We start from the raw sequence: 26046 nt of genomic DNA, 5'->3' as shown, positions 1-26046 counted from the left end.
AGTCGAAACCCGCGCGCCCTCTTTAAAGTAAATTACTTTTTATCGTCTTTTACTTCTTCAAACTCAGCGTCAACAACGTCGTCATCTTGCTGTGCTTGTTGCTGTTGGCCTGCGTCGCCGCCAGCTTGTTGCGCTTGTGCATTTGCTTGCGCAATTTCCATTAGTTTTTGCGATTTTTCGATAAGCGCTTGCGTTTTCGCTTCGATTTCAGCTTTGTCATCGCCTTTCACTGCTGTTTCTAGCTCTGAAAGTGCTGCTTCAATCGCTGCTTTATCATCAGCTGGTAGTGCTTCACCTGCTTCTTCGATTTGCTTGCGTGTACCGTGAACCATTGCGTCACCTTGGTTACGCGCTTGTACTAGTTCTTCAAACTTCTTATCTTCTTCTGCGTTTGCTTCCGCGTCACGTACCATTGCATCGATTTCATCATCGCTTAGACCTGAAGATGCTTGGATTGTGATCTTTTGCTCTTTACCCGTGTCTTTATCTTTTGCAGATACGTGTAAGATACCATCAGCGTCAACGTCAAACGTTACTTCAATTTGTGGCGCGCCACGTTGTGCAGGGCGAATACCTTCTAGGTTGAATTGACCAAGTGATTTGTTCGCGCTTGATTGCTTACGCTCACCTTGAAGTACGTGAATTGTTACCGCACTTTGGTTGTCTTCAGCAGTTGAGAATACTTGTGACTTCTTCGTTGGAATCGTTGTATTCTTCTCGATTAATGCAGTCATAACCTGACCCATTGTCTCGATACCTAGCGAAAGAGGAATAACGTCTAGTAGTAGTACGTCTTTTACGTCACCCGCTAAAACACCACCTTGAACCGCAGCACCCATAGCTACTGCTTCATCAGGGTTTACATCTTTACGAGGCTCTTTACCGAAGAAATCAGTAACCGCTTTTTGTACTAGTGGCATACGTGTTTGACCACCCACTAGAATTACGTCGTTAACATCGCTAACAGAAAGATCTGCGTCAGCTAATGCCTTTTTAAGTGGCTCTAGTGATTGCGTTACGAGATCTTCAACAAGTGACTCTAACTTAGCACGCGTTAGTTTAACGTTCATGTGCTTAGGACCTGACGCATCAGCAGTTACATACGGAAGGTTAACTTCTGTTTGTTGTGCACTTGAAAGTTCGATCTTCGCTTTTTCTGCAGCTTCTTTAACACGCTGCATCGCAAGTGGATCCGTCTTTAAATTGATGCCTTGATCTTTCTTAAATTCTTCAACTAGGTAGTTGATAACGCGGTTATCGAAATCTTCACCACCTAAATGCGTGTCACCATTGGTTGCTAATACTTCAAACGTGTGCTCGCCTTCTACTTCATCAATTTCGATGATAGAGATATCGAATGTACCACCACCTAAGTCGTAAACAGCAACTACGTTGTCGCCTTGCTTCTTATCCATGCCGTATGCAAGTGCAGCAGCAGTTGGTTCGTTGATAATACGTTTAACATCAAGGCCCGCGATACGACCCGCGTCTTTTGTCGCTTGACGTTGAGCATCGTTAAAGTATGCCGGTACAGTAATTACTGCGCCAGTTACCGCTTCACCTAAGAAATCTTCTGCTGTTTTCTTCATTTTCTTAAGAACTTCAGCTGAAATTTGTGGTGCAGCGCGTTTTTCGCCTTTCGCTTCTACCCATGCATCGCCATTGTCTGCTTTAACAATTTTGAATGGCATGATGTCGATATCACGTTGTACTTCTTCGTCTTCAAAACGACGACCGATTAAACGCTTAATTGCGAATAATGTATTTGTTGGGTTTGTTACCGCCTGACGCTTTGCAGGTTGACCTACAAGCGTTTCACCTTCGTCAGTGTATGCGATAATTGATGGGGTTGTACGATCACCCTCTGCATTTTCAATTACGCGTGGCTTATCGCCGTCTAATACTGCAACACATGAGTTTGTTGTGCCTAAGTCGATACCAATAATCTTACCCATGGAACCTCTCCTACTTCTTTAATTCTGTATCAAAAAATGATTAATTCGTTTAGATGGTTACTTAATAGGGGTGGGGTAATGACAATTCAACTGTAAAACGTAAATTTTTTTTAAAATTTTGAAATTTTTTTTGCAATGATGAATTTTAATACAACAAGTGGTCATACCACTTCATTTTTGTTATAAACAAACTAGTTACAATAACAAATGAAACTCTTATGCATTTTGACCAATTATTAGACCAAGTTAATTCACGCCTTACCCAGTTAACCTTCCCTGCTAACTGGTGCCAAGGCCGCACAGCCTTCGGTGGTATTTCTGCTGCTATGCTGTACACCGCAATGCGCACAGTATCTAATGACGAACGTACGTTACTGTCACTGAGTACTAATTTTGTTGGCCCGCTGATCGCCGATGTGCCATTTAATATTGAGCTTTCACTTTTGCGTGAAGGTAAAAGTGCATCACAGATTGAAGCAAGAATTATTCAAGACGAAAAAGTCGCGGTGATTGCCCTTGCATGCTTTGCAATAAAACGTGATTCAAATGTGATTGTTGAAAATAAAGCGACATGCCCGTTGGAACCGGTTAATGAAGAAAACCTTACCCCTTATATAGAAGGCGTAACTCCCCAATTTTTCCAACACATGAGTTTTAATATTCAAAAAGGGGCTATGCCGTTTTCAAATGCATCGAATGGCGAACTTGCAGGATGGATGCGTTTAAAAGAAACACCGAGAGATTTAACTGTTGCGCATATATTAGCGCTGACAGATGCGTGGCCACCTGCACAATTACAAATGTATGCAAACGTTGCTCCTGCCAGTTCAATGTCTTGGTATATTGAGTTTTTACCTCACCAGCCATTAGCAGCTGACGCTTGGCTTGGTTTTGATGCGTTTACCCATCATAGTCGCGATGGGTATGCTTGTGAAGAAGCGAATATTTATAATCAGGCGGGTGAATTGTTAGCTATGAGTCGTCAAACTGTTGCGCTGTTTGATTAAGCTAAAAGCGATTAGTTAAGCGCTCATTAAATGGGCGCTTAAATGTAATCAATGCTGGCTTAATGTAACGTAATTAATCTAATTTGCATTGCTCAATAACCAAACCAACAATAAAGACCTTTTAAAACTAATTTACCGCTTCAAATCCTGCTTTTAGTTTAGTTATCATATCGTCGCTAATTTTAGTATTGCATGCAAAATATAAACTCGTTGCTTCTTGTTTAAATTTGAATACCTTGGTTAATTCAGGAGTGGTTTTGTCAATTTCGCGCTGCGTTTTGTATTGCTTTTCGTTCAATACAATAAGATCAAGTACGTGTTTACGCTGCTTCATAATGTGGAACAATCTATCGACATTCTCAATCACTAATAATTGCGCACCTAATTTAAACCCATGTTGCGTTAAATAATGATGGCTAAAATTGTTTTCTATTACCGCGGTTTTGTATTCTTTTGCGGCGAGAATTGACTCTAATTTAATTTGTTTTTCGGGTAAGGCATAAAAATAAGCCGTAAAGTGGCTTAATTTAGCAACCCACTTAAAATGAGGTTCACGCATTGGTAAACGAGCAAGCGAAAAGATACACGCATTTGGGTCGCGTAACACCCCGTTATAAGCGAGTGACCAGCCAAGTACATTTAGCTCATAATCAATATTTGCAGCACTTAACGCACGATGTACTTTATCGAAATTGGGCCCGACAAATTTCCCGTGCTCATTGTAATATTGAAAGCCACTTAAATTTTCAGTGAATACCGTCAGTTTACCGAACGCACTAATAGGCATTAAGCATAATAAGACATACAGTGCAGCTAATCGGTTTACCATCTTTACCTTTTTGATAAATCACGGGGTTTCATACTGTTAAGTGTAAACCCTGTTATTGACTTTAGAAACTATAAGAGCAAAAAAGGTGCCATTTGGCACCTTTTTTATTTACTTACTGTTCATCGCATCGATTAACAAGGCTGAAATTTTTGCTCCCTCTCGCAATGTACTTTCAGAGGCTTGTTTACCACTGTGTGATGCATCGGTAAACGGCGCAATTTCCATCATATCTGCGCCCGTAATTGGAAACTGTTTAGCAAGTGCATTTAAAATTAGCATTGCTTCATCTGGCGTCATACCATCGTATTCAGGTGTACCCGTTGCCGCTGCAAATGTTGCATCAAGAGCATCGATATCAAAACTGACGTAAAGCTCGTCGACATTATCTGCTTTTAGCTGTGCAATTACTTGGTCAACAATCGCTTGTGCGCCCTTTTCTCGAATCTCATGCGCCCAATGCTGTTTAACACCAAATGTTGATTCCCAATGAGTTTTATCTTTACCACTTGAGCGAATACCAAACTGAATTAAATGATGTGGCGCCGGTAAAAACTCCAGAATATGTGTACACCAAGAGCCAAAACATAAATCAATACCTAAACGCTCAACAAGTAGGTCGGTGTGTGCATCAAAGTGAATAATTGCAGTGCGTTTACCCTGCGCACGTTTTGCCTTTAAGTACGACTTAGTTAATGGGTAACTAATTGAGTGGTCGCCACCAATACCAAAAATCCCTTTATCTGGGAAATTGGCGTAAAAGTCATCACAGACATCTTCGGTAATTGATAATGGGCTTACGTGATAATCGCTGCTTTCATCTTGATAAAGCGCTTTTTGACAGTTTGAAATCGTACCGTCGTTTAAGTATTTATCATGTAGCAGGTGTGGAATAACGCGCACATCACCTAAGTCGAATGTTTTCGCATTTGGTTGTTGTTCCATTAAGGTGCTGCGTAAAAATAGCGGTCCCCAGTTTGCGCCGCGTAAAATGCCACCGCCGCAATCTGAACTAATGCCTAACGTTACTGCGCTATATTCACTTTGTTCAATAGTTTGCAGACTATCACGCCACAGCGCGTCGATGTTTTCGGTCTGACCATAGATTGACTGGTGCAGCGCTTCTTTTCGCTCTTTTGCCGTGTTAACAGTGAAAACACCATTACCCGGTGGGCATAAGCAATTTGTTACTTTTTCTATAAATGCGTTTTTAGAGTCGCTCATATTCAGCTCCGAACAAAGCATAATCAGTCATATAATTATGCATAGATTAAAAATTTATTGCTGGAAATACCATTTGTTACTAAATCCGCTCGTTACAAAACTAAGCAAGGTATCATTTAATGGTCTTTAATTTTTAACTCGTTGTATTTGTTAAAAATTGGTTTAGTCGATAAACCCAACAATAATCTACATGCCCCTTTCTTAGAGGCTTTGCCTTTGAATGTCAAATCAACTACTAGAAACAACCCGTAATCACCTGAAGATTTATTCAAGCTAACTGCATAGCTTTTCATATAATTATCAAGTTCTAATTTGTAACTAAATGATTTATAATGCGTTCGCTTAACAATTACATACAATCAGGAAACGTTTAATGGAACTAAACACAGCGCCGCAAACTCGCCGTTCGCAAGTTCAATTCGCAGGTCAAACTGGCCAATTTTTTTCAATCTGGATAGTTAATATAGTGCTTACTGTACTCACCCTCGGCATTTATTCTGCTTGGGCTAAAGTCAGAACACATCGCTACTTTTACAGTAATACCAGTGTCGATGGACACCAATTTACCTATCTTGCTAATCCGATCCAAATTTTAATTGGCCGCATTATTGCCGTCGTATTATTTGCTATATACGTTGGTAGCGTTCAATTTGTTCCAATTCTTGGCTTATTTATTATGCTAATCGCACTATTTTTAATGCCTTGGGTTATTAACCGCAGTATGCGATTCCAACACCGCATGACAAGCTATCGAAATGTACGTTTTGGTTTTAACGGCAGCTATGGCGAAGCGTTTCTTGTTTTCATTATTTTCCCAATTTTATCGGTGTTTACCTTATACCTGTTAGTGCCTTGGGTGATGAAGAAAATTAATTCCTATATTTTAAACAACATTACTTATGGTGATCGCAAGGTTGAGGCAACACTGTCTACAACCGATTACTATGTTGCCGCATTGTTAGTGGTTGTAGTGTCAATTGGTGCCATGTTTGGTTTTGCAATTGTTATCGGTATCGGCGCCGCTATTTTTGGTGCGACTGTTGATATGGCTAATTTAGATTCAGCTGGCATGAGTGCTGCTGCATTTGTAATTGCGCCAATTACGGCGCTGTTGTATGTCGGTATGTTTGCGCTTATTACCGGTATTTATCAAGCACGTATTCGCGCACACAACTTTGCTAACAGCGAAATCAAAGACGTTGCTAAATTTGAGTCAACGATTACTGAGATGCAATTTGCACGTTTAGTATTCTTTAACTTAATCGCGATTGGTTTGTCACTTGGCTTAGCTTACCCGTGGGCAAAAATTCGTGCAGCACGTTATTTGGCAAACGGTACGTTTGTAGAAATCCATGAAAACGCAGATAACGTAATTGATGATATGACCAGTGATCAATCCGCTATTGGCGAAGAAATCGCAGAAGTATTCGACTTAGATATCGCCATCACCTGATGAGTCAAATAGTCGATGGTAAACTCTATCACGCTGGCAGCACACGTTCGTGTGCTGTTAAGCTGGTAGTAACAGAATCTCATATCAGTATCATTCAAGACGGTGTTGAATATGGAGCCCATAATTTAAGCTCAATTTCGTTGAGTGATGCAATTCCCGGGGTCGCAACCGAAGTTCGCTTTGAAAATGGCGACATGTTTATTCCCAATGACAAATCTTGGCGTGTTCAACGCCAAACAGGTTCACTGCTTAGCACGTTAGAAAGTCATAAAATCAGTGTGTTTGCCAGTATCATTTTAGCGCCGCTACTCATTTATTGGCTTATTATGGTTGCTATGCCTGCGCTTGCCAGCAAAAGTGTTGATTGGTTGCCACCAAGTGTGCCGAACTACATGGGCGAGCAAAGTTTTACGATTTTAGAGAAGGCGTTTCTTGAGCCATCTGAACTTGATGAAGCCACACAACAACATATCGAACAGCTATTTTCAAATGCCACAACGGCTTTGCATTTAGACAAACAGCGCTATCAAATATTTACTTACCAAAGTGCGTACTTTGGTGCTAACGCACTTGCGCTACCTGACGGTACTGTAATCGTAACCGACGCTCTTATTACGCAATTACGCGAATATGATGAAAACAAGTTAGATAGCATGTTAATGGCTATTATTTTGCATGAAATTGGTCATGTTGAAGGTAAACACGGTATGCGTTTAGTCGCGCAGTCTTTATCAAATGCCATTGTGTTTGCGCTGTTATTTGGCGATCTCGAAACCGTAGGTGAGCTATTTGTTGGTGCCAGCTCAACCTTAGTGCAAGCTAGCTTTTCACGGGATATGGAAAGTGAGGCGGATGATTTTGCACTTCAACATTTAGCTGAATTAGGTTACTCAACCACTGCCTTTGCCGATGCCATGGATAGCTTTGATGCAAACGGCTCAGGTGATTTTCTTAAGTACCTAAGCTCGCACCCTGCTATAAAAGAGCGAATTGAAAAGGCCAAACGCTTTAAATAATACCAACTGCATAAAAGTGCAGAGGTATACCGAGAGCGTATTGGTCTCTATAGTCTAAATTCTGTTCAAATCCAAAGCTTTTTGGCTGCGGCGTTGCTTTGTAGCCTTGCGGGCTACGTTAAGAAGCAACAACAAAGAACAAAACACTTTGGGTGAAACTGTAAACAGCACTTGCTTGGCGTTTATACTGTGGGTTGCAGGGTAATAGCACAACGCCTTTATCGCTCATTTATGTAAATAATTACACTACAATCTCTCTACTTCGTCTAAATGCCAAACAAACAGCTGTAGAAATCGACTACAAAGGTCAACACGTTCTAATTACCAATATTCTCTAACGGCAATTATTTTACCGTTAGAGAATTCAAATAAACTTACAATATTGTCACTTGAACGCGCATACCATTTACCATTAACACGTTGTTGCCAAGTACTTTTTTGCTTAACAAATGCTGCATTTAACGCGAACTCGATATGTATTATCTCAGTTTTTACATTACGCGTGCGCGTTTGCTTCATGCGTTCATTAAGTGCATTCACCCACTGCTCTTTGTTTAAATGAATTTGGAAACTTGGTTGATAATATTCGAATTGCGTTGCTGTTAACTGAGATAAGCGAACGATTGTACTTTGCTTATCAATTGAATCATTGAGCGTAATAAACTGTGTTACTTGGGCGCGCATGTCTTTTTCAGAAAGTGGCTCAGCTAACGCATAACAAAATTGCGTAGAAAATAATAACAAAACGATTACGTACCAGTTTCGCAATTGATTACATTCCCAAATTGATTTACTGTTAAAAATTATACAATAAACAACTTAAACGTTAAGTCAAAGGTTTTGCGATGGCGAAAGAATACCATTCACTTGCAGCATTTTACCCATTTTATTTATCGCAACACACTAACGTTCTGTGTAGAAGACTGCATTTTTGCGGTTCGTTAATTGGCCTATTTTGTTTGCTTTTTGCTGTGCTAAACCAAAACTACTGGTTGATCTTAGCCGGTATTGGCGTTGGCTATCTGTTCGCTTGGATTGGACACTTTGTATTTGAAAAAAACAGGCCAGCCACATTTCAATACCCTCTTTATAGTTTTGTATGCGACTGGCTTATGTTTCGCGACATACTGTTGCAACGAATTCCTTGGTAAATGAATTACTTGAGTGTATTGATGTTTTCGTTTTAATTTAAACTTAATAACTGTTTTATCACGTCAATAGGCAGTACTTTTTCGACTTCTGTCGCAAGTTTCTCTATCTGATTATCTTTTTCACTTTCATAGTCAAATCCAGTTGCACCGGTTAACCCCGCCCACTCGAGGAGTTGTGATAAAAAGCGTGGGTTGTCTAGTACACCGTGTAAATACGTCGCTTTTATTTGCCCATCTTGTGATTCATAGCCTTCGAATTCACCGTTTGCGAGTTTAAACAATCGTTTTACCGTTGCGGTTTCAATTGTTTTACCTGCATGAATTTCATAGCCTGAAATAGCACTTCCACTCGTTAAGCAATGTGCCTTTGTTTTACTTAAGGTTTTAGCGCCTTGTAAAGTGGTTTCAATTGGCAAGTAATTTAGGCCAACCATTTCATCTCTATTAGACTCAATATGTTGAGGATCATAAAGTCGTTGCCCTAACATTTGCATACCACCACAAATCGCAAATACTTTGCCGCCATAGCGTAAATGACGCGCGATAAATTGCTGCCATTGGTTATCAACAAGAAACGACAGATCATCCATGACACTTTTTGAACCAGGTAAGATAAGCAAGTCGCACTTATCTACCGCGTTTGGCGTACGGGCATATCTTAGATTGACGTTTGGATGCAATCTTAACACATCAAAATCCGTATGATTTGATATGCGAGGGTAAACCACTACCGTAATATTAATTGCATTATTTGTGCTTAATATTTGATTAAAATCGAGTGCATCTTCCGGCTCTATATATAAATCAGGTATATATGGAATTGTTGCGAGTACCGGAATACCTAACTTTTTTTCGAGCCATTGGTTGCCCGGTAGCAGTAAATTTATATCCCCTCTAAATTTATTAATCACAAATCCAACTACTCGGGCTTTTTCTGTATCAGATAACAGTTCATATGTGCCAACAAGGTGTGCGAATACACCGCCTTTATCTATATCGGCAACGATAATTACCGGACAATCTGCCGCTTCTGCAAAGCCCATATTAGCAATATCACGATCGCGTAAGTTAATCTCAGCAGGCGATCCTGCGCCTTCGACAATCACTGCATCAAATTGTTGTGATAATCGTTGATGTGAATCGAGTACTGCACCAAGTAATTGCGTCTTCATTTGATGATAATCAACCGCATCTGAATTACCAATTGCTTTACCATGCACAATAACTTGCGCGCCAATATCAGAATTTGGTTTTAACAACACAGGATTCATATCAACATGAGGTTCTATTCTTGCCGCATCAGCTTGTACAGCCTGCGCACGACCAATTTCGCCCCCCTCTGCGGTAACCGCGCTATTAAGCGCCATGTTTTGCGGCTTAAACGGCGCTACTTTGACATTATGGTTGGCTAATATACGACAAAGTGCCGCAACCAACACACTTTTCCCAGCGTCTGAGGTTGTGCCTTGAACCATCAATGTATGCTTGGCTTTCATACAATTCTCTATACATTTTTTGCAGCACACTAACAAATTAACGGACCATTGTCCTTTACAATTTTGCACGCTAATTCAAACTGTTATTAATATTTGCCAAGTTAGAGCATACAGGATGAAAAAAGTATTCCACTTAGGATTAGATAAAGCACAAGTTGAAGGTGCTAAACTCGCTATCGTACCCGGTGATCCAGCACGCGCAGAACGCATTGCGAACGAGCTTGATAACCCTATCGCACTTGCAAAAACACGTGAATATCATGTCTTTTTGGCCTATATCAATCAACAGCCGGTAATCGTATGTTCTACCGGTATCGGCGGGCCAAGTACGTCTATCGCAGTTGAAGAACTCGCTCAGCTTGGAATTAAAACGTTTTTGCGCGTTGGCACAACGGGCGCAATTCAGCCAAACATTAACGAAGGTGATCTATTAATTAGTCATGCATCTGTTCGTTTAGATGGTGCAAGCCAACATTTTGCACCAATTCAATACCCAGCCGTTGCCGATTTCTTTGCAACCAATGCGATGGTAAGTGCGTGTGACGAATTAGGTGCAACCTATCACTTGGGTATAACGGCTTCATCAGATACCTTCTACCCAGGACAAGAACGTTACGACACCTATTCAGGCTATGTGACAAAAACCTTCCAAGGTAGTTTTGACGAATGGCAAAAACTCGGTGTGATGAACTACGAAATGGAATCAGCTACGTTATTTACGATGTGTTCTGCTCTTGGTTTAAAAGCAGCCTGTGTTGCCGGTGTGCTGGTTAATAGAACGCGCAGTGAGATCCCTGATGTTGACCATCAAATCGTTGAAAAGAAAGCGGTTAGCGCTGTAATAAAAGCCGCTGAATTATTGGTATAGTTTAGCGATACTACACCATAAAAATGAGGAAGTGATTACACTTCCTCAATTGTTACCTTAATATTACTACCAAGACTCATCGCAACCGCATTAGCAACCCCTTGTTGGTTTGCTTTACCTGCTGTTTGCTTAATCACTATTTCGCTTATTCCATGTAATCCAGTTTCTCTATTATGTAACTGCACTTGATTGAGCGCTGCTTGCAAAGGCGATAAGCTTGGACTGTACGCCGCATTTTCAAGGTAGACACCAAAGTATTGGTGCCCATCTACATGCTTAATTTGACACGCTGAAAAATTACCAGAGTATGGCGCATAGCTTTGTTCAACATACGCATTTAAGTCGCGACACTGTGTTAAAGACTGACTAAACAATGGTGTATGGTTATCTAAATCACTTGGGCCAAAAGCGTCGGGCAGGTATTGCTGTATAGTTTTCTCAACACCGTGCACATTTATTAATGGTTGTTTGTCTAACTGAATTTCATTAATAAACTGACGACAATAGCCACAAGGTGAAGCATTAATCACGAGCTTTTTAATTGCTTCAACCCCGTGTAACAATGCGTTATGAATAGCACTTTGTTCAGCATGAACGACCAGACTCAAGGCTTGATGGGAAAATTCTAAATTAGCGCCGAAAAATAAGCGCCCTTCACCACCGCTTTCAATCGCTAGGGCTGCCACTTTAAACTGTGAAACCGGTGCAATTGCATATTCAGACACCCATTTTAATAACGCGTCATAGAATGATTGCTCGCTATCGAACTGAGACTTAAGTGAAATGAGTTCTTGATGAGTTAAGTAAGACTTATTGTTGGTGTAATCCGATAACACCGTTTCAAAATTATTATTCGCTTGCATATTTAATGAAAACTCAAAAAATGGCGGTTCACACTACTGGTATTGTAAATGGAATACTAAGGTCAATTGTCCGCTTTTAAAAATAAATCGATTTATTTAAGTTAATATCAAGTAAAAATTTAAATCATGCCTGCGCCGTTAGGGGCATCTGCAAAGTTGAAAAATAAGTTGTCATACTTTGACCTAACTCAATGATTATAAAGATTTATTTTTCAATATATGCTAAAGTTCGCGGGTAAAATAAAAACTGGTAACGGCGCGTTCATAAACTATACTTGCTTAATGTTAACGTATGGAATTTGCGAAAGCCGTGCAGGATTAAAAAGTGCAAATGATGAAAACTCTCTCCCGCGTTGCGTTATTCACAACTGGGTTTATTGTTGCTATATATTTAGTATTAGCCTTGTCGCTTACGCAAGGTGTTGCATTATCACACCATGAGGATTCCCCGGTAAATACGGTCGAGCTTAACCCTAACGACCTAGATGCAAATCAGCCCAATATTTTCTCCTCTTTATTTAGTTATATTGACATTATTAGCAGTGATGGTGAGTTGTATGTGCAGCTCGAAAGTACAGAAAAACATGTAGTTGCCGTGCCGCTTAGTAAAATGTTCAGTGACATGTTGTTATTTTCCAATCTACCGCTACTCATTTTATTAGGCTTTGCAATCTTAATGCCGTTCGCCATCACATCTAAAAAGCAAAAGTCACTAAATAAAGCGATTTCGATTCTTAATAACAAAACCGATAACTTGCTTAGCGCATTTAATCTGGATTTACCAAAGTACGAAACAGAGAATAACCTAGCACGCTTAAACCATTCTATTAGCTCACTCACCGATGCCGTTGAACGTTATAAAAAAGACACCGAAACCAGTATATTTCAAGATAAACTGACAGGACTTGCTGATCGTCACGCGTATTTAGGGCATTTAAAAGAGCAGCTAAACCATGCTGAGCAAGCAGCAAAAAAACAAGCATTACTGTTTATTGACCTCGACGGGTTTAAACAAGTTAACGACTCATTTGGCCATAGTTTTGGCGATGAAGTGCTCATCCAAGTTGCAGAGCGTTTGCGCACGATAGTAAGAAATCATAACCTGTCATCTCAACACCCAATAAATGGTATAGAACAAAATTTATCGCGCTTAGGTGGTGATGAATTTTCAATATTTATCAGTGATTTACTTGAGCCATCACTGGCTGTTAACGTTGCCCAAAATGTATTACATGAAATTGAACGTGATTTTGTATTGGGCAATAAAGTGGTAAAAATTGGCGCGAGCATTGGCATTGCCATCTATCCGGATAGCGCTTCAAGTCCATTTGCCCTTTTACAAATGGCCGACGTCGCTATGTATCGCGCCAAAACTGACGGGCGCGGTATATTCCGCGTTTACTCGCCTGAAATGGGCAGTAAAATGCGACGCTATCATTACTTGCTTGAAGAAATGCGTCTCGCGTTAGGCAGTAATAACTTTTCGTTATCATTTCAACCAATTGTGCATGTTGATGATTGCAGCATTGATTATTTCGAATGTTTAGTCAGATGGCACCACCCAGTCGAGGGGACCATAACGCCCACTGAATTTATCCCTATTGCTGAAGAGTCTAATTTAATTCTCGAACTTGGTGACTGGATTTTATTTGAAGCGTGCCGCCAAATGTCAGCGTGGTATAACGCAGGTATGACGAAGGTTCGCATTTCTGTCAATATATCAGGCGTGCAGTTAAAACACCGTAAACTCTATGATTGGGTAATAGAAACCATCGAAAAAGCGGGGTTACCGCCAAAAGCACTGATGTTGGAAATCACTGAGTCGTGCTTTATTGAAGCGTCGCGTGAAACCACTGAAAGCCTACAAAAACTTAGAGAAAAAGGCATTACCATCGCAATAGATGACTTTGGTACAGGCTTTAGTTCACTGTGCACTCTCGCTGAATTACCCGTCGATGTTATTAAAATTGATAAATTATTCATTGATCAGGCGAATGATAATCCGAAATATAATAAAATACTTAATTCAATTAGTGAGCTGGGTAAAGATCTCAACCTTAAAGTGGTTGCAGAGGGCGTTGAATGTGCCGAACAATTTGAACTCGTAAGAAAAATGGGTATCCAATGTGTGCAAGGCTATTTAGTATCAAAACCAGAAACTTCAAATAACGTTGGCACCAAAGTATTGCGTACTAATTTAAATCATATCGCGGCAACAGGTACCAATATATGGCTACCGGAAAACGAACCAATGCCGCGACATAAACTTCATTCCGTAAAGTAGGGAAATCAAAAAATGAAACACATATTAAAAATAATCACGATCTGCCTCGCATTTACAAGTTGTTTAGTTAAAGCCGATTTACAACAAGCCATTGATGCTGCGAATGAAGGAGACTTTGAAACGGCGCTATTTCATTTTAATTATTTAGTCGAAAATAATTATGGCCCTGCTATGTATCACTTAGGCCAAATGCATGAATTTGGTTATGGTTTACCACGTAATCCCAAAAAAGCAGCAGAATTGTATGCTAAGGGCGTAAAACTAGGTGAAGCCGATGCGATGTTTGCACTTGCAACCTTATATCAAGACGGCAAAGGCGTTAAAAAAGACCTACAAAAAGCCGTTTCGCTTTACGAGAGTTCGGCAAAAAAAGGTCTGGCTGCAGCGCAATTTAATTTAGGTGTCATGTATGCCAACGGCACCGGTGTTATCCAAGACTTCTATGCAGCAAAAGATTGGTACACAAAAGCAGCCGCGCAAAACTACGCGGCCGCACAATTTAATCTCGCACTACTTTATTTTGAAGGTCAAGGTGTGGATAAAAGCATTGAAATGTCATTTATTTGGAATACAGTCGCTGAATTTAATGGCCATAAAGATGCCAGCCATAGTCGTAAGCTTGATGAGCGAAAAATGTCGCCATCGCAAGTAAAAGAAGCATCTGAAAAAGCGAATGAGCTCTATCAAAAAATCCTAGCAGGTAAGTACTACGGTGACGACCGTCGTATCTAATTGCAATTTATCACAATTACAGGCATGGTTCTTAATTTAAGGACCGCCTGTGCTTAACTTCATACTTTTCCTCGTTATTTGTGCGTTACTTGCGCTTATTATTAAATCTTCAGTTCAAAATGCTAAACAAGCTAAGATAAACATTGAGTCACAACAAGCGTTTTTATCAGAAAACAAAAAACGTAGCGAAATCGTAGAAACTGCGTCAGGCCTGCAATATGAAGTGATCACACCGTGTGATTCGGGAGAGTACCCCACAATGCAGTCAAATGTGACCTGCCATTATCACGGTACATTACTTGATGGTACGGTATTCGATTCTTCGGTTGAACGTAACACGCCTCTCTCATTTAAATTAAACCAAGTGATCCCAGGCTGGACGGAAATGTTACAACAAATGAAGTGTGGCGAAAAAGTAAAAGCCTTTATTCCTTATAACTTAGCGTATGGTAAACGCGCTGTTGGAAAAATTCCGCCAGCGTCATTATTAGTATTTGAAATTGAACTTATCGCGATAGACTAATAGACGTATTTACACTGAGACTTAAAGCGCTACACGCCGTAATAGGCAATTAATCGAAGCGCAATCCCGGGTTCATCGTCATAATCATAGCGCTCTCTAAATTCAACAAATGGTTCAGCTTCAAAAAATAACCAATGCTCAAAAAAGCGCGTTCGCCAGCGATAAGATGCATAATAGCTTCGCTCTCCGCTGAAACTATCTTTTAGCCACACACCTGTTACACCCGCTTGATCATTGTTGTAAGTATGACTGTGGAAAATACCAAGCGACACACGATTAGTCGGTTCACTTTCAACATAGCGGGTGTTAAATGCGACGTTTAGAGTCTGATCGCTTTCTATTTGTCTATCAAGTCGTGTATTAACACGCGCTCCCCACCCATCTTCAAGGTAGTATTCAATGCTTGGCGAAACGGTAAAGCGCCATTTTTCAATTTTTTGCTGATATTTGAGGCGGCTTTGTGCATAAAGATTTGAGCGGCTAACACCGATTCTATGCTCAATGTTTAACCGCTGCTTTTGCAACATATACCAGTTTAATGCTGCGTTAACATGGTTATCTTGATCTTGACCTGAGGTACTTTGAAAAGGAAGTCGATCTTCTTCTGCTTCGTCATTATCGATAATAACGCTTAGCTTGTTTTCTAAATTAGGTAAATCGAGTGATACTTTAAATTGATTATCAAAATCCGATAAGTCTCTTGCTCTTGGCGCAAAACCTAGTGAAACATAGCCCTTAGCTGTTGCGCGTGTTTTTTCGCTACCTTCACTTACCAATAATTGATCAAGCCACTGCGCAGAATTTTGCATATGGGTATTAAGCTGGCTTTGTAAAAACGTTGCGCTATCCGTAACCGTTTTTTTAACTTCCAGTGTTAATGGTGGTTTTGCGGACTTTTCTCTGGAGGCGGAGTTACTCGCTTGAGACAGGAAAGGGACTACTAATAACGTCAGAATAGATAATCGACTACAAGAATTTAATAACACTCCCTCTCCTTATTGGGACGTTAGCTTATCGCCTCTTTTGGTGCCTTAAAGTACTTATAAAGGCCAATTAGTGACGCTGCTATCCAAAACAATTCAATTACAAAACTTGCTAAATTAAAATTATAACAGAGGCTTATAAGTAATAAAATTGCACCAGACAGATTCATCATGTTGTAACCGATACCCGTTGGTTTTACTTTCTCTAACTGTAATAAAAAGAACGCACCAACGACAAGAAACGTACCGGTCATACCGATAATATCAAAAATTATTGAGATCAATTGAAAACTCCAAGCTTTAGCGCCCAAATTTGCTGGCCCTTTCCGTGGGGAGGGCGATTTTCATCCATGAAACAGCTTGTAGTTGAGGCGAATCCTCAAACCGAATAATTTTATCTTACCGGTAGGTCGTTACCATGACATATGTCCCCTATTAGTGCTTATTTGCATTAATCTATTTTGGCCTTACCACCAATGATTTTATATGCAGCGGCTCCACGGATAATCTGCTCACGGGCAAACATTTGATGACAATTTGGGCAGTGGCATGCGTTTTCACAGTAATTTACGGCTATGCGCTCTTTAAAACACTTAACTAACGCGCCTTTACCATTTTTGTGATACTTAAATAGCTTAGCACCACAACCTGCACACACTACTTTAACCACGCGCTCAGGTAACTTTTTGTTCGGTTTAGCCATAATGTTCTGTTTTAGTCAGTTGCGGTTTTTTTTGTAGTTTACGCTGTAAGGTTCTGCGGTGCATACCGAGTTGTCGTGCTGTTTCAGATACGTTTCCATTATTAATTTTTAATACCTGATTAATGTGTTCCCATTCTAGTTGCTCGCTCGATATGGGTGTTTCATCAAAGGCTATTTCGGCTTTTTCGCCCGTTAAGGCAGCAACAACGGATTTAGTATCAGCAGGTTTTGCTAAATAATCATTTGCGCCTAGTCGTATCGCTTCTACCGCTGTTGCAATGCTGGCAAAGCCTGTTAGCAATACAATTTTGCAATTCGGTAACAACGCCCTTAACGGTTTAATTAATGGCAGACTAATTTGAGCACCAAGTTTCATATCAAGAAGAATGTATTCTGGCAAGTACTGCCTTGCCTTGATCAGCACCTCGTCAGCATGAGTAACGCGCTCTACACTAAACCCGTGTTTAGTCATACGCCTGGCAAGTGTTTGACCGTATGCATTATCATCTTCAACAATTAATAATTTCATAGTAATGGCAACCTTACACTTACTTTTGCGCCAACATCTTGATTATTTGCAATAATCAATTTACCGCCTAATTTGTTAACCGTGGTGTTTGATAAAAAGAGCGCTATGCCCATGCCTTTTTGACTTTTAATCGTTTCGTGTCCTAGTGAATCAAGTAGATCTAAATCAAAGCCAGCGCCGGTGTCTTCAATGTCTATATTCAATTGACCGTCACTTTCGCCGACATTTATTTCGATTTGATTACTTTGATTTTGTCTATTCGCATCGACAGCGTTTTGCACTAAGTTAATCAGCGCTGAAAGTAATAAACTATCCGAGCTGATTTTACTTGATGTTGAGGCTAAATTCGTTAACACGATTCGCTGCTCAGGAAAATGTAATAAACACGCATCATAAAACTCATTAATCACCGTATTAACACATTTTTCCTTAATTTTGTTTTCTTTAATTTGGCTTGCGTAATCACGAAAATAAGCCAATTGTTCAGTACATTGAGTCAGTGGCTGCGCCATTTCATTTATAAGTGAATTGTTTTCGCCGATTTCATCGAGTAAATCTTCATAGATCATTTGTAGGTTGGCAATCGGTGTTGCCAAATGGTGTGTCACTTGTGCAGCAGCTGTACCCAGAGCCATTAATTGTTCACTGCGTAACGTTTCTTCCCGCTGTATTGCCATCTGGCGTTCTTTATTGGCATTGGCTTTAACCAATGCACTAATTGTGGTGGTAACAACCAGCGCAGACAATACAAAATTAATCCACATTCCCAGAAAATGCTCTTGCATATCCATATGATGCATCGCGTGTTTTGGCATATTAAACACCAATAATGTGTAAAAGCTAACAGCGGTAAGCGAGCACACAGCAAGCCAGCGAAGCGGCAAACACACCGCAGCGATGATAAGCGGAAGTAATAATAACGAAACAAACGCGTTGGTTGCCCCGCCACTATAAAGTAATAGCAAACTCAAGAACGAAATATCAGCCAATATTTGAAGTGCCAATGCAAAATTAGTCGCATTAAGACGCGAAAAATAAACAATACTTGCTAAATGGAATAAGGTTTCAAACGCAATAACCAGCAGTAGTACACCAACGTAATCATTTTTGCTAACCGAAAAATGCAGCACAATGACGCTAATGAGCTGAATAGCGATAGACACGGTTCGTAAGAATAACAATCGGCTGATCGGTTTTCGATAAGCCTGCGCCGGTTCAGCACTAAGAAATTTAGCAAGCAAAGTCATAACTAACTCGTTTAAACAAAGACAAAACGCACTGTATCTGGTATAACCAGTTCAACACACAAAGAAATCACAATAAGGGTTGCTAATGAAGTATGCCAAAATTACCGGTTGGGGAAAATGCATTCCGCCAGTAAAACTGACAAATGATGATCTAAGCCAAATTATGGACACCAACGATGAATGGATCACCACACGTACAGGAATAAAAGAAAGGCGCATCTCTCATCAAAGTACCGCAGAACTTGCCACTATCGCAGCAAAAAATGCACTTGATTGTGCTGGCATCAAAAACGCAGACGAAATAGATTTAGTACTTTTAGCAACCTGCTCTCCGTCTACCATGGTTGCAAACACGGCATCAGAAGTTCAAAAAAACCTAAATGCAACGGGTGCAGCTGCATGTGATGTAAATGCGGCATGTTCTGGCTTTTTGTACGCATTACAAAACGCAACCGCACAAATTCAATCAGGCATGATTAAAAAAGCAGTTGTCATTGGCGCTGAACGTATGACTTGGTACGTTAATTGGCAACGTCGTGATAGCGGTGTACTTTTTGGTGATGGTGCCGGTGCTGTGGTGCTTGAGGCGAGCGATGACAAAACAGGTCTTCTCGGCACTAAGACAGGTTGTGACAGCGAAGATAGAGAAATTCTACACATTACAAATTCAGGTACCAACACCGATAAATATCAGCCAGTTGGCCCGTCTGACCTTTTATTCGAAGGTCGCGAGATATTTAAGCGTGCGGTAAAAGGTATGACGACTGCAGTTGATGATGTATTAACGCAAGTCGGCAGCGAAATTACCGACATTGATGTACTTATTCCTCACCAAGCGAACCTACGTATTATTCAAGCAATTCAATCTAAAGTTAATTTACCCGATGACGCAGTAATGGTAAATATTGATAAATACGGCAATACCTCTGCAGCAACCATTCCTATTGCGATTTGTGAAGCTGTTGAAAATGGCCTGATTAAAGAAAACAGCCGCGTAATTTCTGCCGCATTTGGTGCAGGTCTAACATGGGCTGCAAGTTTTATTCAATGGGGTGAGCGCGTAACGCCGATTATTCCAGCAAGTCATAGTTTAACCCCTTGCGACAAAAGCGGGCTAGAACTAATAGCCGATGCGGTAAAACACTGCCAATAACCTTTCTTTAAGCCCGTGTTTATGCGGGCTTTCTTATTTGCAAAATTCCCTTTTAACACTACGCTTTAAATAGTGATATATGCGCCATACCAAGTGTAATGGAGTGCAATTTAGCGATTGTTTAAAGGGTATTACTATGCATGAGCAAACTTCCAACATTGAAAAAAGACGCTCATTACGGCTCGACATGGAAAAAGAACTCATTGGATTAGAGTGGCAATGCGAAGATGGCAAAATAATAAAACGCCAAGCAATGTGCATTGATGTTTCGAACGGTGGATTAAAAGTAAATATCGACCGACCTATCATTACAAATCAACCAATTAAAGTCACGTTTCGCGATAAATTGGGTGCTTCGAATCATTTTTATGCAACAGTGTTACGCGAGAGCGAAGTTCACGATTGGTATGATGTAGCTATGGTATTTGTCGAACAAGGAGAGGATAAATGATTATTCTTGTTGGCGGTGAAAAAGGCGGTAGCGGTAAAAGCTGTCTTGCGCAAAATGTAGCTGTATACCTTACCCTACAAAATTATACCGTTTTGATTGTAGATTGTGATCCACAGCGAACTTCATCAGATTGGATACAAGCTCGTAATACGAATCCACAATTGCCACTGATTAATTGTGTGCAACTGTACGGTAAAATCCGCAATGACCTGCTAAGTCTTGAAAACCACTATGATTATGTTATCGTCGATTGTGGTGGGCAAGATAACTTAGCGCTACGCGCTGCGATGTCGGTTGCTGATCACACACTTATTCCACTCAGGCCAAAGCGCAGGGATTTAAAAACAGTTCCCCATATGGAAGATATACTTACAACCTGCAAAATGGTTAACCCAAAACTTAAGCCGCGTTTGTTATTACCCAGTGCCCTTCGTTGCCTAATCAGGCGTCGCGTATTTTAGAAGCGAAAGAAGTGTGTGCGTCATATGGTATACCGGTACTTAATTCAATAACCCACAGCAGAAACATCTACGATGACAGCGAAGAAAACGGTAAATCTGTGATTGAAATTGAACCTGATGGTAAAGCTGCGCTCGAAATTAAAGCCATTGTTGATGAGTTACTAACGATGGAAGTGGTTCACGGTCATGAGTTTAATTGATTTAAAAAAAGGACATGGTAACAACCGAAAGAAAAAGATTTCGGTTGATGAATTTATTGAGCAAGCAAACCTTTATGCACAAGGTAAAGACGCAACCCTTGATAAATCACGCCACATAAAAAAAGGGCGAAAGTACAAAAATGCTACTTTCACCCTTTCTCCTGATCACATTAAACAGCTCGATGCGCTATCAAAGCAATCAGGGTTATCTAAATCTTATATTCTGCGCTTATTAATTGCAGAACTTGCCGAAGGTGATGATCTAACGATTGATTCACTGTTAGATCATATCGGCGCCAAGTAATCTCGCGTTAGCTATATTTATTTTGTAAATACTTCAGAACCGCACGTACACCAAATGCCTCACCACCAACAGGTCGGCCAGGTAACTTACGGATATTCCACGCCATTACATCAAAATGCACCCATGAAATATCTTGTTCAACAAATTCTTGTAAGTAAAGTGCAGCGGTGATCGCACCACCAAATGGGCCTGACGCGCAGTTTGTCATATCTGCAACCGTGCTGTTTAACAAATCTTTGTAGGCTTTATGTAGTGGTAAATGCCATACCGGATCTTGTACGTCATCTGCAGCTAATTCTAGCCCCTCAACAAGTGATTTATCATCACTGAAAAAGCCCGGTAACTCTGTGCCAAGGGCAATACGGCATGCACCGGTAAGCGTTGCAAAGTCAATGAGCGTATCTGGCTTTTCTGTTACCGCTTCAGCGAGTGCATCACATAACACTAAGCGCCCTTCTGCATCGGTATTGTCAATTTCAACGGTAATGCCTTTACGTGTTTTAATAACATCGCCCGGACGTAATGCATTATCCGACACTGCATTTTCAACCGCAGGGATCATCACACGTAAATTAATTGGTAAGTTAAACGCCATAATCATATGCGCTAAACCAAGTACGTGTGCAGCGCCACCCATGTCTTTTTTCATTAAACGCATGCCTGATGCTGGTTTTAAGTCTAACCCGCCTGAATCGAAACACACGCCTTTACCCACTAAGGTTACTTTCGGCGCATTTTTATCACCCCAACGTAAATCAAGTAAACGTGGTTTGTTTGCACTTGCTCGGCCTACTGCGTGAATTGTTGGGTAATTTTGCTCTAATAATTCATCGCCAACGATTTGAGAAAACTCGCCGGAAAACTCATCAGCCATATCAGACATTATTTCTGCAAGGTGTTGTGGCATCATGTCACCTGCAGGCATGTTCACAAGGTCGCGAACAATTGAAACACCTTTTACATACGTTGTAACTTCATCAAACAAGGCTTTATCAGCAATAGCGAGTTTTACGCTTACTGGTTTAGATTCTTTGTAGGGTGTGAAGTCATAAGCACCTAACGCAAAGCTGGTTGCTACCAACTTGTTTGTGTTTGCATCATTATTGAGTAAATAAGTACCCGCTGGTAACTGCGAAGCGAGGTCGCCACATGACCAAAGTTCGTTAGTATCGTTACAAAAGAACACGGCTTCGCTTAATGTGCCACTTTCAAAATTTGGCACTAACAACACACCACGGCCTTCAAAGCTTAGTGATTTAAGCCAGTTTTTAATTACGTCAGATTGTTTTTCTTGCCACGCGTCAAATTCTGAACTTGATTTAATGCTAAGCGGGATCCCCTCAGATTTATTAACTAGGGCTTGCGTCATATTTTGGCCTTTATAATTTACACACTTTGGCTATAGCATAACAAACTATGGTTCGTGTTGTCTTACATTCGCGATAGAATTTAATAGGATAGCGCCTGTTATATCGGCGCAATAAAGGCAATGTTAAAGATTATTTATTATCAGTTTTGTTAAAAGCACTGGGCAATACTTCAACACCAACAAGTTTTCCGAGTTTTACAATTAATGGAATGGTAATAGGCGCAAACGGTAAAATTGCAAAAATACCTAAACCTACGCCTTTAAGTACATCAAGAAACTGTTGATTTGCTTGTTTTAATTCTGCCTTATTTGCTTTGCCTTGGGTGTAGTTGCGGTAGGTGATCAGCATATCGATGGTTTCTTGCTTTTCTTGTGCAAGCGCATGCTTAACTTGCAGCATCTGACGGCGCACTTTCAAGCGACTTCGTTGCTGTTTGATTTTAAGCACCCGAACAGGGGCTTTATGGAAATATTTCATCGTACGCATAATTACATTTTCGCACAACAATCAGAAAAGGTATAAGCGAAATCTGTAAAAAGTTGTTTGTATTGAAAAATCAGGAATAAGCGGAACTCACCTTGAGTACGGCGAGTAGACTGCTTTTAATTGTCTCTCCGTTTTAGACTGCTCCGATGCCTTTATTTGGCTTATTCAAATCGATTAAACCAATTTAATGTATCTAGGTAAGTTTCTTTTTTAGCAAACGGCGACGTGAGAATATTTATATGGTCATAATCAATTTTATGGTTGTAGCGTTTACCATACATATTTAGTACTTGTTCACCGCTTCCGCTCTCTTTGATAAATGCTTCTATATCTATTTTTTGTGCTAGCGCTTTGTCATTTACTGCGCCAATATGTAAAACAGGCGGAAGTGCAATGTCTTCAAGTGCTTTACCGTAATCGAACTGATCAAATGGACATACCCAAGGATTTTTCTTAACCCATTCAACCCCTTCTTTATGTGACAAACGAGTTTCATCATCCGAGCCAAACTTAAAGCGTTTTGCAGGTAAATAGCCATATCTTTTAATTAGCAATGGGGAAATTAAGTACCACACTAAATTTGCTTGAATATATTTTGATGGGTGACGGTTATATATTGTCCGTTTAGAAGCAAAATAAACACACGCTTTTAAATCATCTAGGTAAGTTGGGAAGCGTGCCAATACAGAGTTAAGTAATACCCCACCCCATGAATGTGCGCAAAAATAGACAATAGGCTGTTTAGAATAGTCTTTAATATATTCCAACATCGCTGGGATCTCTTCAACAATGGAATCCCTTTGCCCTGTGCTGCTATGTTTGGAGATTTTTGGTTCACTTAACCCGCGGCCACGCAAGTCAGCAACAAAACAATAAAAACCCGCGTCTGCTAAAAACGGCGCTAATCCTTTGTTTGATTGGGTATAAAAAATGCGGCCATTTTCAACAGCACCATGCATAAAAAAGACAATGGGACCGTTTTGGTCTTTGTAAATTTGGCGCAAATGAACTTTGTCGCCATTTTTTAAAGGAACGAAATGTGAGGCTTGCGTAATCATAAGTATTGCCTTTGAGCTGGTCGTACCAGAACGATACTAAAAACAAAAATGAATAAATACAAGCGTTCAAAGGCTAGCATGTTAAAATCAGCGTTATGTAACACTTTTGAATTGCCCCATAACGATGGAAAAAAAACATCACTCGCGAAATATTCACCTCAATGGTTATGATTTAGCAAAACTAGCGAAATTTAGCCCGACACTTACACCATACTTAATCAAAAATGAATTTGGTAACACGACGATTGATTTTAGCGATTCAAAAGCAGTAAAGGCACTTAACCAAGCGCTTTTGGTTGTAGATTATCAGTTACTCGTATGGGATATTCCAGAAACAAATTTATGCCCTGCCGTACCTGGCCGCGCTGATTTAATTCACACGCTCGCAGATTTACTCGCCGAACAAAATAACGGTGATGTACCGACCGGAAAAAACACGCAATTACTCGATATTGGTACGGGCGCATCACTTATCTACCCTATTTTAGCCAACAAGATTTATGGTTGGAAAGCAGTAGCGACCGATATTGATGAAAACTCCATTAAACAAGCTAAGAACTTAGCGCAATTTAATAAGCTGCCCGTAAAATTGCGTCAGCAAAAATCAACTGACAACATATTTCACGGTGTGATTAACGCAAACGACTTTTTTGATATCACCTGCTGCAACCCGCCCTTTCATAGTTCGTTAGATCACGCTGAAAAAGCTAACCAACGAAAATGGAAAAACCTCTCACACGAAAACAAAGGGTTTAATTTTTCAGGTCAAAAAGCTGAGTTGTGGTGTGAAGGCGGTGAAATCGCGTTTCTTACGACAATGATTAACGAAAGCGTTGACTATCAAGACCAAGTAGGTTGGTTTACATCGCTAGTATCAAAAAAAGAGAACTTGCCAAAGCTTAAATCGCAATTAACACGCTTTGCTAAATCTGAGGTTAAAGTAATGCCATTAGCCCACGGCCAAAAAGTAATGCACGTGTTGTGCTGGCGTTTTAACAACTCACCTACCTAAGCGTATTGGTGTAAAACAAAAAAAGGCTTGCGATACATTCACAAGCCTTTTGGGTAACTAACTTAAGATAGTTAATGCTAATTCGGTATTGCTACCTGATTTTCAAGCCCTTCAAAATAGTGCTTTCTGCACACTGACACATATCGGTCGTTACCACCAATTTCAACCTGCTCACCTTGGGTAATTGGTACACCCTGTTCATTGGTACGAAGCACCATATTGGCTTTTCGCCCGCAATGACACACAGTTTTTAATTCAATTAGCTTATCTGCCCACGCCAGTAAATACTGGGCACCAACAAATAATTCGCCGAGAAAGTCGGTACGTAATCCATAACACAAGACTGGAATATTTAGCCTATCAACAACAATACACAGTTCTTCTACTTGTTTTTTAGTTAAAAACTGGGCCTCGTCAATAAGTACACAATCAACTTTTTTAACTGCATGCTGCGTGGCAATTTCGTCGGATAAATTAGATTCAGGCGAGAACAAAGATGCATCTGCGGCTAAGCCGATACGCGAACTTACTTTACCTTCACCATAGCGTGTATCAATTGCTGCGGTATAAATTAATGGCTCCATTCCACGTTCTTTGTAGTTAAAAGCAGATTGTAATAACGTGGTTGATTTACCTGCGTTCATTGCAGAGTAATAAAAGTACAGCTGAGCCATGAATTATCCGAGAGAGC

27 protein-coding genes and 1 pseudogene are annotated in these 26046 nt (G+C 40.3%); 13 read left to right on the top strand and 15 right to left on the bottom strand.

The features are described from left to right. Positions 1–32: 32 nt before the first annotated feature. Positions 33–1955: a molecular chaperone DnaK gene (dnaK, locus tag C2M30_RS18890; protein WP_105172870.1), complete on the bottom strand. Its 1923-nt coding sequence runs from the start codon at positions 1953–1955 to the stop codon at positions 33–35. A 218-nt stretch (positions 1956–2173) separates the two neighbouring features. Here dnaK and C2M30_RS18885 point away from each other — a divergent pair, with 218 nt between their 5' ends. Beyond that, positions 2174–2962: a thioesterase family protein gene (locus C2M30_RS18885; RefSeq protein WP_105172869.1), complete on the top strand. Its 789-nt coding sequence runs from the start codon at positions 2174–2176 to the stop codon at positions 2960–2962. A 127-nt stretch (positions 2963–3089) separates the two neighbouring features. Here the strand turns inward: C2M30_RS18885 and C2M30_RS18880 are convergent, their stop codons facing one another. Next, positions 3090–3791 (bottom strand): amino acid ABC transporter substrate-binding protein, encoded by a 702-nt coding sequence (locus tag C2M30_RS18880; protein ID WP_105172868.1) that lies wholly within the window; start codon positions 3789–3791, stop codon positions 3090–3092. Positions 3792–3899: 108 nt separating this feature from the next. After that, positions 3900–5012 carry an arginase family protein gene (locus C2M30_RS18875; RefSeq protein WP_105172867.1) on the bottom strand — a complete coding sequence of 371 codons (1113 nt, stop codon included), beginning with the start codon at positions 5010–5012 and terminating at the stop codon, positions 3900–3902. Positions 5013–5385: 373 nt separating this feature from the next. On the opposite strand from C2M30_RS18875, the gene C2M30_RS18865 reads away from it, so the two are divergent. After that, the gene (locus tag C2M30_RS18865; RefSeq protein WP_105172866.1) at positions 5386–6465 is read left to right on the top strand and encodes a YjgN family protein; all 1080 of its coding nucleotides are present in this window, start codon (positions 5386–5388) and stop codon (positions 6463–6465) included. Beyond that, a complete protein-coding gene (locus C2M30_RS18860) occupies positions 6465–7481 on the top strand; it encodes a M48 family metallopeptidase (RefSeq protein WP_105172865.1) in 1017 nt (338 codons plus the stop codon). Before C2M30_RS18865 ends, C2M30_RS18860 begins: the two co-directional genes overlap by 1 nt. Positions 7482–7802: 321 nt before the next feature. On the opposite strand, the gene C2M30_RS18855 is transcribed toward C2M30_RS18860, so the two are convergent. Further along, positions 7803–8225, bottom strand: a complete 423-nt coding sequence (locus C2M30_RS18855) for a hypothetical protein (protein WP_105172864.1) — start codon at positions 8223–8225, stop codon at positions 7803–7805. Positions 8226–8326: 101 nt separating this feature from the next. On the opposite strand from C2M30_RS18855, the gene C2M30_RS18850 reads away from it, so the two are divergent. Continuing rightward, positions 8327–8632: a DUF962 domain-containing protein gene (locus C2M30_RS18850; RefSeq protein WP_105172863.1), complete on the top strand. Its 306-nt coding sequence runs from the start codon at positions 8327–8329 to the stop codon at positions 8630–8632. 32 nt (positions 8633–8664) lie between these two features. On the opposite strand, the gene C2M30_RS18845 is transcribed toward C2M30_RS18850, so the two are convergent. After that, positions 8665–10128, bottom strand: coding sequence for a cobyric acid synthase (locus C2M30_RS18845; RefSeq protein ID WP_105172862.1), 1464 nt, complete (start codon positions 10126–10128; stop codon positions 8665–8667). Positions 10129–10243: 115 nt separating this feature from the next. Here C2M30_RS18845 and udp point away from each other — a divergent pair, with 115 nt between their 5' ends. Then, positions 10244–10996: a uridine phosphorylase gene (udp, locus tag C2M30_RS18840; RefSeq protein ID WP_105172861.1), complete on the top strand. Its 753-nt coding sequence runs from the start codon at positions 10244–10246 to the stop codon at positions 10994–10996. A gap of 35 nt (positions 10997–11031) precedes the next feature. Here udp and cdd read toward each other — a convergent pair whose 3' ends face one another. Next, positions 11032–11859 (bottom strand): cytidine deaminase, encoded by an 828-nt coding sequence (gene cdd, locus C2M30_RS18835; RefSeq protein WP_105172860.1) that lies wholly within the window; start codon positions 11857–11859, stop codon positions 11032–11034. A gap of 334 nt (positions 11860–12193) precedes the next feature. On the opposite strand from cdd, the gene C2M30_RS18830 reads away from it, so the two are divergent. Genes C2M30_RS18830 through C2M30_RS18820 form a run of 3 tightly spaced genes read left to right on the top strand, consistent with a single transcriptional unit; the run spans position 12194 to position 15398 of the window. Beyond that, complete coding sequence (locus C2M30_RS18830; protein WP_105172859.1) at positions 12194–14143, top strand: putative bifunctional diguanylate cyclase/phosphodiesterase; 1950 nt, start codon at positions 12194–12196, stop codon at positions 14141–14143. Positions 14144–14155: 12 nt separating this feature from the next. Next, the gene (locus tag C2M30_RS18825) at positions 14156–14875 is read left to right on the top strand and encodes a tetratricopeptide repeat protein (protein WP_105172858.1); all 720 of its coding nucleotides are present in this window, start codon (positions 14156–14158) and stop codon (positions 14873–14875) included. Positions 14876–14924: 49 nt separating this feature from the next. Then, the gene (locus C2M30_RS18820) at positions 14925–15398 is read left to right on the top strand and encodes an FKBP-type peptidyl-prolyl cis-trans isomerase (protein ID WP_105172857.1); all 474 of its coding nucleotides are present in this window, start codon (positions 14925–14927) and stop codon (positions 15396–15398) included. Positions 15399–15427: 29 nt separating this feature from the next. Here C2M30_RS18820 and C2M30_RS18815 read toward each other — a convergent pair whose 3' ends face one another. The 5 genes from C2M30_RS18815 to C2M30_RS18795 form a co-directional block, all read right to left on the bottom strand. After that, on the bottom strand, positions 15428–16384 hold the full coding sequence (locus tag C2M30_RS18815; RefSeq protein WP_158683577.1) for a hypothetical protein: 957 nt from the start codon (positions 16382–16384) through the stop codon (positions 15428–15430). A gap of 20 nt (positions 16385–16404) precedes the next feature. Then, positions 16405–16665, bottom strand: a complete 261-nt coding sequence (locus C2M30_RS18810; RefSeq protein WP_054978850.1) for a CBU_0592 family membrane protein — start codon at positions 16663–16665, stop codon at positions 16405–16407. A 167-nt stretch (positions 16666–16832) separates the two neighbouring features. Next, the gene (locus C2M30_RS18805; protein WP_105172855.1) at positions 16833–17084 is read right to left on the bottom strand and encodes a hypothetical protein; all 252 of its coding nucleotides are present in this window, start codon (positions 17082–17084) and stop codon (positions 16833–16835) included. After that, positions 17077–17613, bottom strand: a complete 537-nt coding sequence (locus C2M30_RS18800) for a response regulator transcription factor (RefSeq protein WP_105172854.1) — start codon at positions 17611–17613, stop codon at positions 17077–17079. Before C2M30_RS18800 ends, C2M30_RS18805 begins: the two co-directional genes overlap by 8 nt. Then, positions 17610–18860 carry an ATP-binding protein gene (locus C2M30_RS18795; protein WP_105172853.1) on the bottom strand — a complete coding sequence of 417 codons (1251 nt, stop codon included), beginning with the start codon at positions 18858–18860 and terminating at the stop codon, positions 17610–17612. The genes C2M30_RS18800 and C2M30_RS18795 overlap by 4 nt, the downstream gene beginning before the upstream one ends. Before the next feature lie 85 nt (positions 18861–18945). On the opposite strand from C2M30_RS18795, the gene C2M30_RS18790 reads away from it, so the two are divergent. The 4 genes and pseudogenes from C2M30_RS18790 to C2M30_RS18775 all read left to right on the top strand — a co-directional run bounded on the left by C2M30_RS18790 (position 18946) and on the right by C2M30_RS18775 (position 21429). Then, the gene (locus C2M30_RS18790; RefSeq protein ID WP_105172852.1) at positions 18946–20013 is read left to right on the top strand and encodes a ketoacyl-ACP synthase III; all 1068 of its coding nucleotides are present in this window, start codon (positions 18946–18948) and stop codon (positions 20011–20013) included. Positions 20014–20149: 136 nt separating this feature from the next. Continuing rightward, a complete protein-coding gene (locus C2M30_RS18785) occupies positions 20150–20464 on the top strand; it encodes a PilZ domain-containing protein (protein ID WP_157813568.1) in 315 nt (104 codons plus the stop codon). After that, positions 20461–21125 (top strand): annotated as a pseudogene (locus C2M30_RS18780) (AAA family ATPase). The gene C2M30_RS18785 and the pseudogene C2M30_RS18780 overlap by 4 nt, the downstream one beginning before the upstream one ends. Next, positions 21112–21429: a ribbon-helix-helix domain-containing protein gene (locus C2M30_RS18775; protein ID WP_105172851.1), complete on the top strand. Its 318-nt coding sequence runs from the start codon at positions 21112–21114 to the stop codon at positions 21427–21429. The pseudogene C2M30_RS18780 and the gene C2M30_RS18775 overlap by 14 nt, the downstream one beginning before the upstream one ends. A 7-nt stretch (positions 21430–21436) precedes the next feature. Here the strand turns inward: C2M30_RS18775 and C2M30_RS18770 are convergent, their stop codons facing one another. From C2M30_RS18770 to C2M30_RS18760, 3 genes are all read right to left on the bottom strand, one after another. Beyond that, entirely contained in the window at positions 21437–22798 is a 1362-nt protein-coding gene (locus tag C2M30_RS18770; RefSeq protein ID WP_105172850.1) for a leucyl aminopeptidase family protein, read from the bottom strand. Between the two features lie 130 nt (positions 22799–22928). Continuing rightward, positions 22929–23285, bottom strand: a complete 357-nt coding sequence (locus tag C2M30_RS18765) for a hypothetical protein (protein WP_054978783.1) — start codon at positions 23283–23285, stop codon at positions 22929–22931. Positions 23286–23446: 161 nt separating this feature from the next. Next, a complete protein-coding gene (locus C2M30_RS18760) occupies positions 23447–24343 on the bottom strand; it encodes an alpha/beta fold hydrolase (protein WP_105172849.1) in 897 nt (298 codons plus the stop codon). 124 nt (positions 24344–24467) lie between these two features. Between C2M30_RS18760 and rlmF the strand changes: the two genes are divergently transcribed. Then, the gene (rlmF, locus tag C2M30_RS18755; protein WP_105172848.1) at positions 24468–25355 is read left to right on the top strand and encodes a 23S rRNA (adenine(1618)-N(6))-methyltransferase RlmF; all 888 of its coding nucleotides are present in this window, start codon (positions 24468–24470) and stop codon (positions 25353–25355) included. A gap of 77 nt (positions 25356–25432) precedes the next feature. Here the strand turns inward: rlmF and C2M30_RS18750 are convergent, their stop codons facing one another. Further along, positions 25433–26029, bottom strand: a complete 597-nt coding sequence (locus C2M30_RS18750) for a thymidine kinase (RefSeq protein WP_010559099.1) — start codon at positions 26027–26029, stop codon at positions 25433–25435. Positions 26030–26046 lie beyond the last annotated feature (17 nt).

This window comes from Pseudoalteromonas sp. T1lg24, from assembly GCF_002964745.1.
Classification (GTDB): Bacteria; Pseudomonadota; Gammaproteobacteria; order Enterobacterales; family Alteromonadaceae; genus Pseudoalteromonas; species Pseudoalteromonas spongiae.
The sequence above is the reverse complement of the archived record's forward strand: the minus strand, read 5'-3'. Positions and strand labels throughout refer to the sequence as shown.

Coding starts and splice junctions, on each gene's coding strand:
- dnaK (WP_105172870.1), bottom strand. CDS start 1,955: ATGGGTAAGATTATTGGTATCGACTTAGGCACAACAAACTCATGTGTT.
- C2M30_RS18885 (WP_105172869.1), top strand. CDS start 2,174: ATGCATTTTGACCAATTATTAGACCAAGTTAATTCACGCCTTACCCAG.
- C2M30_RS18880 (WP_105172868.1), bottom strand. CDS start 3,791: ATGGTAAACCGATTAGCTGCACTGTATGTCTTATTATGCTTAATGCCT.
- C2M30_RS18875 (WP_105172867.1), bottom strand. CDS start 5,012: ATGAGCGACTCTAAAAACGCATTTATAGAAAAAGTAACAAATTGCTTA.
- C2M30_RS18865 (WP_105172866.1), top strand. CDS start 5,386: ATGGAACTAAACACAGCGCCGCAAACTCGCCGTTCGCAAGTTCAATTC.
- C2M30_RS18860 (WP_105172865.1), top strand. CDS start 6,465: ATGAGTCAAATAGTCGATGGTAAACTCTATCACGCTGGCAGCACACGT.
- C2M30_RS18850 (WP_105172863.1), top strand. CDS start 8,327: ATGGCGAAAGAATACCATTCACTTGCAGCATTTTACCCATTTTATTTA.
- C2M30_RS18845 (WP_105172862.1), bottom strand. CDS start 10,128: ATGAAAGCCAAGCATACATTGATGGTTCAAGGCACAACCTCAGACGCT.
- udp (WP_105172861.1), top strand. CDS start 10,244: ATGAAAAAAGTATTCCACTTAGGATTAGATAAAGCACAAGTTGAAGGT.
- cdd (WP_105172860.1), bottom strand. CDS start 11,859: ATGCAAGCGAATAATAATTTTGAAACGGTGTTATCGGATTACACCAAC.
- C2M30_RS18830 (WP_105172859.1), top strand. CDS start 12,194: ATGAAAACTCTCTCCCGCGTTGCGTTATTCACAACTGGGTTTATTGTT.
- C2M30_RS18825 (WP_105172858.1), top strand. CDS start 14,156: ATGAAACACATATTAAAAATAATCACGATCTGCCTCGCATTTACAAGT.
- C2M30_RS18805 (WP_105172855.1), bottom strand. CDS start 17,084: ATGGCTAAACCGAACAAAAAGTTACCTGAGCGCGTGGTTAAAGTAGTG.
- C2M30_RS18800 (WP_105172854.1), bottom strand. CDS start 17,613: ATGAAATTATTAATTGTTGAAGATGATAATGCATACGGTCAAACACTT.
- C2M30_RS18795 (WP_105172853.1), bottom strand. CDS start 18,860: ATGACTTTGCTTGCTAAATTTCTTAGTGCTGAACCGGCGCAGGCTTAT.
- C2M30_RS18790 (WP_105172852.1), top strand. CDS start 18,946: ATGAAGTATGCCAAAATTACCGGTTGGGGAAAATGCATTCCGCCAGTA.
- C2M30_RS18785 (WP_157813568.1), top strand. CDS start 20,150: ATGCATGAGCAAACTTCCAACATTGAAAAAAGACGCTCATTACGGCTC.
- C2M30_RS18775 (WP_105172851.1), top strand. CDS start 21,112: ATGAGTTTAATTGATTTAAAAAAAGGACATGGTAACAACCGAAAGAAA.
- C2M30_RS18770 (WP_105172850.1), bottom strand. CDS start 22,798: ATGACGCAAGCCCTAGTTAATAAATCTGAGGGGATCCCGCTTAGCATT.
- C2M30_RS18765 (WP_054978783.1), bottom strand. CDS start 23,285: ATGCGTACGATGAAATATTTCCATAAAGCCCCTGTTCGGGTGCTTAAA.
- C2M30_RS18760 (WP_105172849.1), bottom strand. CDS start 24,343: ATGATTACGCAAGCCTCACATTTCGTTCCTTTAAAAAATGGCGACAAA.
- rlmF (WP_105172848.1), top strand. CDS start 24,468: ATGGAAAAAAAACATCACTCGCGAAATATTCACCTCAATGGTTATGAT.
- C2M30_RS18750 (WP_010559099.1), bottom strand. CDS start 26,029: ATGGCTCAGCTGTACTTTTATTACTCTGCAATGAACGCAGGTAAATCA.